A 4,569-nucleotide genomic window follows, 5' to 3' on the forward strand; every position below is an offset into this window, starting at 1 on the left:
CCCGGCGGCAGCGCGTACAGGCCGCTCGCCTCGTGCCGCAGGAAGCGGGAGAGGCCGTCGCCCCGGGAGAGCTTGCGCTGTACCGGGGTGAAGCCCTTGCCCGGGTCGTTCTGGAAGGCGAGGAAGAGCAGCCCGGCGTCCGGTGAGCCGTCCGGCAGCAGCCCGTCGTGGTACGAGAAGCCGCGCCGCAGCATCGCCGCCCCGCCGTTGGCCGCCGGGGCGGCGACCCGGATGTGCGCGTCGGCGGGGATCGCCAGGGTGCCGTCCGGGCCCTGCGCGGTGAGGTCGACCGGGGAGCGCTCGCCGGCCCCGGCGGGCGCGCCGAGCGGGGCGCCGTCCGACTTGCGCCGCCCGATCACCCGCTCCTGCCGGTCCACCGGCAGCGCCTCCCAGTTGTCCAGCAGCATCCGGATCCGCCGGAACACCAGGTACGAGCCGCCGGCCAGCCAGGCCGGCTGGTCGCCACCGGCGGCGCAGAACACCTTGGCGGCGAAGCCGTCCTCGTCCGGCCGGGGGTTGTTGGTGCCGTCGATCTGGCCCATCAGGTTGCGCCCGGTCACCGGCTGGGCGGCGGCGCCGGGGGTGCGGGCGAAGCCGGCCGACTGCCAGCGCAGTGCCGCCGTACCGGCCGCCAGCCGCTGGAGCACCCGCAGGGCGTGCACCGCGACCAGGGCGTCGTCCGCGCCGATCTGGACGAACAGGTCGCCGTCGCCGCGGGCCGGGTCGAGCGCGTCGCCGGGGAAGGCAGGCAGCGGTGCGAGCCCGGGCGGGCGGCGGTCGGCCAGCCCGGCCTTGTCGAACAGCGTGGCGCCGAAGCCGACCGTGACGGTGAGCGAGCAGGGCCCGGCGTCCAGCGCGACCTGGTTGTCGAACTCCTCGGACGGCTCCCCGGCGGTCAGCCGGTCGGCCGCCTTCGTCCAGCGCTGGAGCAGGGTGCGCAGCCCGTCCCGGCCGACGCCCTCGGCCAGGTCGAAGGCGGCCAGCTGGACCCTGGCCTGCGGCGGGTCGGTGATCCCGGCCTGGTGCTCGCCGCGGAACGGCACCCGGGCCGCGCCCAGCGCGCCGCCCGGGCCGGCCGCGGCCCGGCCGCTCCGGTCGGGACGGTCGTAGGCGACCGCCCCGGCGACGCCCGCGCCAGCCCCGACCAGCAGCCCGGCCCCGGCGGTGCCGAGCAGCGCCCGCCGGGTGAAGCCCGCGGGCCCCGCCGAAGCGTGGTCCGCCGGGCCATGGCCCGCCGGGTTGCGGCCCGTCGAAGCGTGGTCCGTCGACGTGTCGGTCACCCCGCTCACCCGATCTTGAACTGCTGGGTCGGGGTGGTCTGGTCGATGTCGGAGGAGCGGATCTGCACCGACACCACCCAGGTGCCCGCCAGCGGCAGCTGCGCGGTGCCGCTCCAGCGGCCGGTGCCCTCCGGGGTGAGCGCGACCGGCAGCGGGCCGAGGTCGCGGTCCGGCAGGGTGAAGGCGAGCTCCACCTCGGGGACGTCCACCGGCTGCCCGTCCGCGCCGTCCAGCGCGAGCTTCACCTCGTTCGGCCCGGTCCGGGCCGGGTTGAGGGTGACAGTCGCGGTGCCCTTGGCGTTCGGCGTCCGGCCCTTGGTGTCGTACGGGAGCTTGAGGTCGACGGTGCGGCCCGGCTCGGTCTGCGGCGCCGCGGCGGCCCCGCCGGCGGCCGGAGCGGCGGCCGCACCGGCCTTGACCTCGCCCGCCACCCGCCCGGGCGGGGAGTTGGTGAGCATCGTCGTGACCACCAGCACCGCCACCGCGACCAGCGCCTCGACCAGCACCGAGCGGCGCAGCCCGGCCCGGGTCGGGGTCAGCCCGCGGTCGCGTCCGGCGCTCCGCAGCGCGGCCCGCTGACGCTCCAGCTGCGCCTGCCGGGCCGGGTCCTCGCTGTGCGCCGCCACGGCGACCGGCTCCGGCAGCTCGGCCGGTGCGACCTCGACCGCCTCGGCCGGGGCCGAGCGCAGCCTGGCCAGCCAGGAGCGGGAGATCCAGGCGACGCCCAGCATCGCGGCCACGCAGCCGCTCTTCACCAGCAGCAGCCGCCCGTACTCGGTGCCGGTCAGCGCGCCCCAGCTGCCCAGGCCCCGCCAGGACTGGTAGATCCCGGTCCCGGCCAGGACGGCCACCGAGCCGAAGGCGATCTTCGAGAAGCGGTCCACCACCTCGGCGCCGACGCCCTCGCGCAGCGCGACCAGCAGCGCGGCCAGCCCGCCCAGCCAGAGCGCCATCGCGATCAGGTGCAGGATGCCGAGCGGCAGCGCCAGCCAGACCTGGATGCCCACCGAGGCGTGGTCGGCGCCGACCCAGGTCGCCGAGAGGGCGACGGCCAGCACCAGTCCGGCCACGCCGAGGCCGAGCCGGGCCTCGCGCTGCGGCCGTTCGGCGACCCGCCGCTCCAGCTCGCGCAGCTCGGCGGCCTCGGCGTCGTCCTCGGCGGCCGCGCCGCGCGCGAGGTCGTCGGAGCCGGCCTCCTCCTCGTCCCGCGGCTTCGGCACGACCGGCCGCGGCGGCTGCCCCAGCTGCCCGACCAGCAGCGACAGGAACACCCCGCCCGCCGCGAGCAGCAGCAGCCGGGCGGCCAGCGCGGTGCCGATCCGCTCGTCCAGCGTGGCGCGCACCAGCGACAGGTCGAAGGCCTGCCCGATCCCGGAGCCGCGCTCGTACGGGCCGCGCAGCATCAGCACCGCGACGGTGGAGACCAGCAGCGCCGTCCAGCCGGTCATCAGCAGCCGCTGCACCCGGCGCCGGGCGGTGCCGGCCGGCCAGCAGAGCAGCACGAAGGCGGCGACGCCGACCAGCAGCGCGAAGGCGGCGTACGCGACGGTGCGCCCGGTGCCGTACAGGGCGGCGACCAGGCCGTCGGCCTCGGCGCCCTGGAGCGCGGTGGCCGACACCGAGGTGTCCGAGGGCGCGCCGATGGAGAAGGTGAACGCCCCTCCGACCGGGTGGGAGTCGTCCGAGACGGCCCGCCAGGCCACCGTGTAGGTGCCGTTGGCGAGTCCGTCGCGCAGCCCGACCCGGGCGGTGTTGCCCTTGCCGTCGGCGTGCGCCGGGTTGCCGGTGTCCACGGCCTTGCCGGCCGGGTCGAGCACCCGGACGGAGTCGCCGGAGAGCGAGACGGACTCGCTGAAGGTCAGCGTCACCGCCTGCGGGGCGGTGGCGACCACCGAGTTCTGCCGGGGGTCGGTGGAATCCAGGGTGGCGTGCGCGGAGGCCGGCCCGGCGCCCGCGAGCATCAGCGCGAGCAACGCGCCGAGCACTCCGAGCACCCCGGCGATCCGGCGGTGGGTGGCCTTCTCCAGGCCGGCCGACTGCATGGTGGCGGTCCCCTTAACTCTGGCCGGGGCGGTAGGTGAGCTCCTTGACCGGCACCTTGACCGAGATGGTGCCGGACTTGGCGAAGGTGAGGTCCAGCTCCAGCTCGTCGCCGAGGACCGGGGCCTTCTGCCACCCCATGATCATGAGGTGGTTGCCGCCCCGGGCGAGCTGCAGCGCGCCGTGCGCGGGGACGTCGAGGCTGTCCACCTGCTCCATGGTCGACGCGCTCGAGCGGTGCATGGTGACCGACTCGGCGGCCGGGCTGCTCACCTTGAGCAGCTGGTCCTGCCCGCCGTCGTTGCGGACGGTCAGGTAGCCGGCCGCCATGCCGCCGGCCGGGGGGAGCGGGATGTAGGAGTCGGCGACGCTGAGCCGGGCCGGCCCGGCGGCGGCACCGTCCTGGCCGCCCGCGCCGCCGCCCGTCCCGCAGGCGGCCAGGATGGCGCCGCCGCCCAGGGCCGTGGCGACGACGGCGCCGAGCAGGGCGCTGCGGCGGAAGCGGCCGGTCCCGGTCTGCGCCGGGGTCACGCCGCGACCCCCTTGGCGAGCAGCGGCAGGTCGTGCTCGTAGGTCTTCTCCTCGGTGCCGCTCATGTAGAGCACGTGCGCCTTGTCGTCCGAGGGGAGGAAGGCCAGCACCTGCGCGCCGTGGGTGGAGGTGACCGTCCCGTCCGCGTTGACGACCGGGTCCTCGATCATGATGCCGAGCGACCTGGCGGCGGTCTTCACCTTGGCCAGGTCCCCGGTGAGGCCTATGAAGTCGCTGCCCATCGAGTCCAGCCAGGTGCGCAGCACCTGGGGGGTGTCGCGCTGCGGGTCGGTGGAGACGAAGACGACGTTGACCTTCTGCCGCTCCTCCGCGGGGAGCGCCTTCATCGCGACGCCGATGTCGCCCATGGTGGTCGGGCAGACGTCCGGGCAGCTGGTGTACCCGAAGAACAGCAGGGTGGCCTTGCCGTTGGTCTGCTGGCGCAGGTCGAAGGGCTGGCCAGCGGTGTCGGTCAGCTGGAGGTCCGGCTTCTCGAAGTTCTTGGCGAGCTTGGTGCCCTGGTACGGGGTGTCCTCCTTCTGCCGGGTGACCTTGGCGGCGGTGGAGCCGCCGCCGGAGGAGCCGCAGGCGGAGAGGGTCAGGGCGGCGGCCAGCGCGAGGGCGGCCGCGCCGGCCAGGCGGGTGGTGCGGGGCATGGGAGTTCCGATCGTGCGGGGTGGGCCACCGGTGGGGCCCGTACCCGTGGTCCGGGTACGGG

The 4,569-nt window shown here is 76.1% G+C and carries 4 protein-coding genes; all 4 read right to left on the reverse strand.

The annotated features are described in order from the left end of the window. On the reverse strand, positions 1 to 1,280 hold a 1,280-nt coding region (locus tag ACFU7Z_RS36725), incomplete at its 3' end, for a Dyp-type peroxidase (RefSeq protein ID WP_380782403.1). Between the two features lie 5 nt (positions 1,281 to 1,285). Then, positions 1,286 to 3,322 (reverse strand): FixH family protein, encoded by a 2,037-nt coding sequence (locus tag ACFU7Z_RS36730; RefSeq protein ID WP_380782405.1) that lies wholly within the window; start codon positions 3,320 to 3,322, stop codon positions 1,286 to 1,288. A 13-nt stretch (positions 3,323 to 3,335) separates the two neighbouring features. Further along, complete coding sequence (locus ACFU7Z_RS36735; protein WP_053112532.1) at positions 3,336 to 3,851, reverse strand: copper chaperone PCu(A)C; 516 nt, start codon at positions 3,849 to 3,851, stop codon at positions 3,336 to 3,338. Beyond that, positions 3,848 to 4,507 carry an SCO family protein gene (locus ACFU7Z_RS36740; RefSeq protein ID WP_049660017.1) on the reverse strand — a complete coding sequence of 220 codons (660 nt, stop codon included), beginning with the start codon at positions 4,505 to 4,507 and terminating at the stop codon, positions 3,848 to 3,850. The genes ACFU7Z_RS36735 and ACFU7Z_RS36740 overlap by 4 nt, the downstream gene beginning before the upstream one ends. Positions 4,508 to 4,569: the final 62 nt, after the last annotated feature.

The sequence above is a fragment of the Kitasatospora sp. NPDC057518 genome, assembly GCF_042802075.1.
Lineage (GTDB): Bacteria > Actinomycetota > Actinomycetes > Streptomycetales > Streptomycetaceae > Kitasatospora.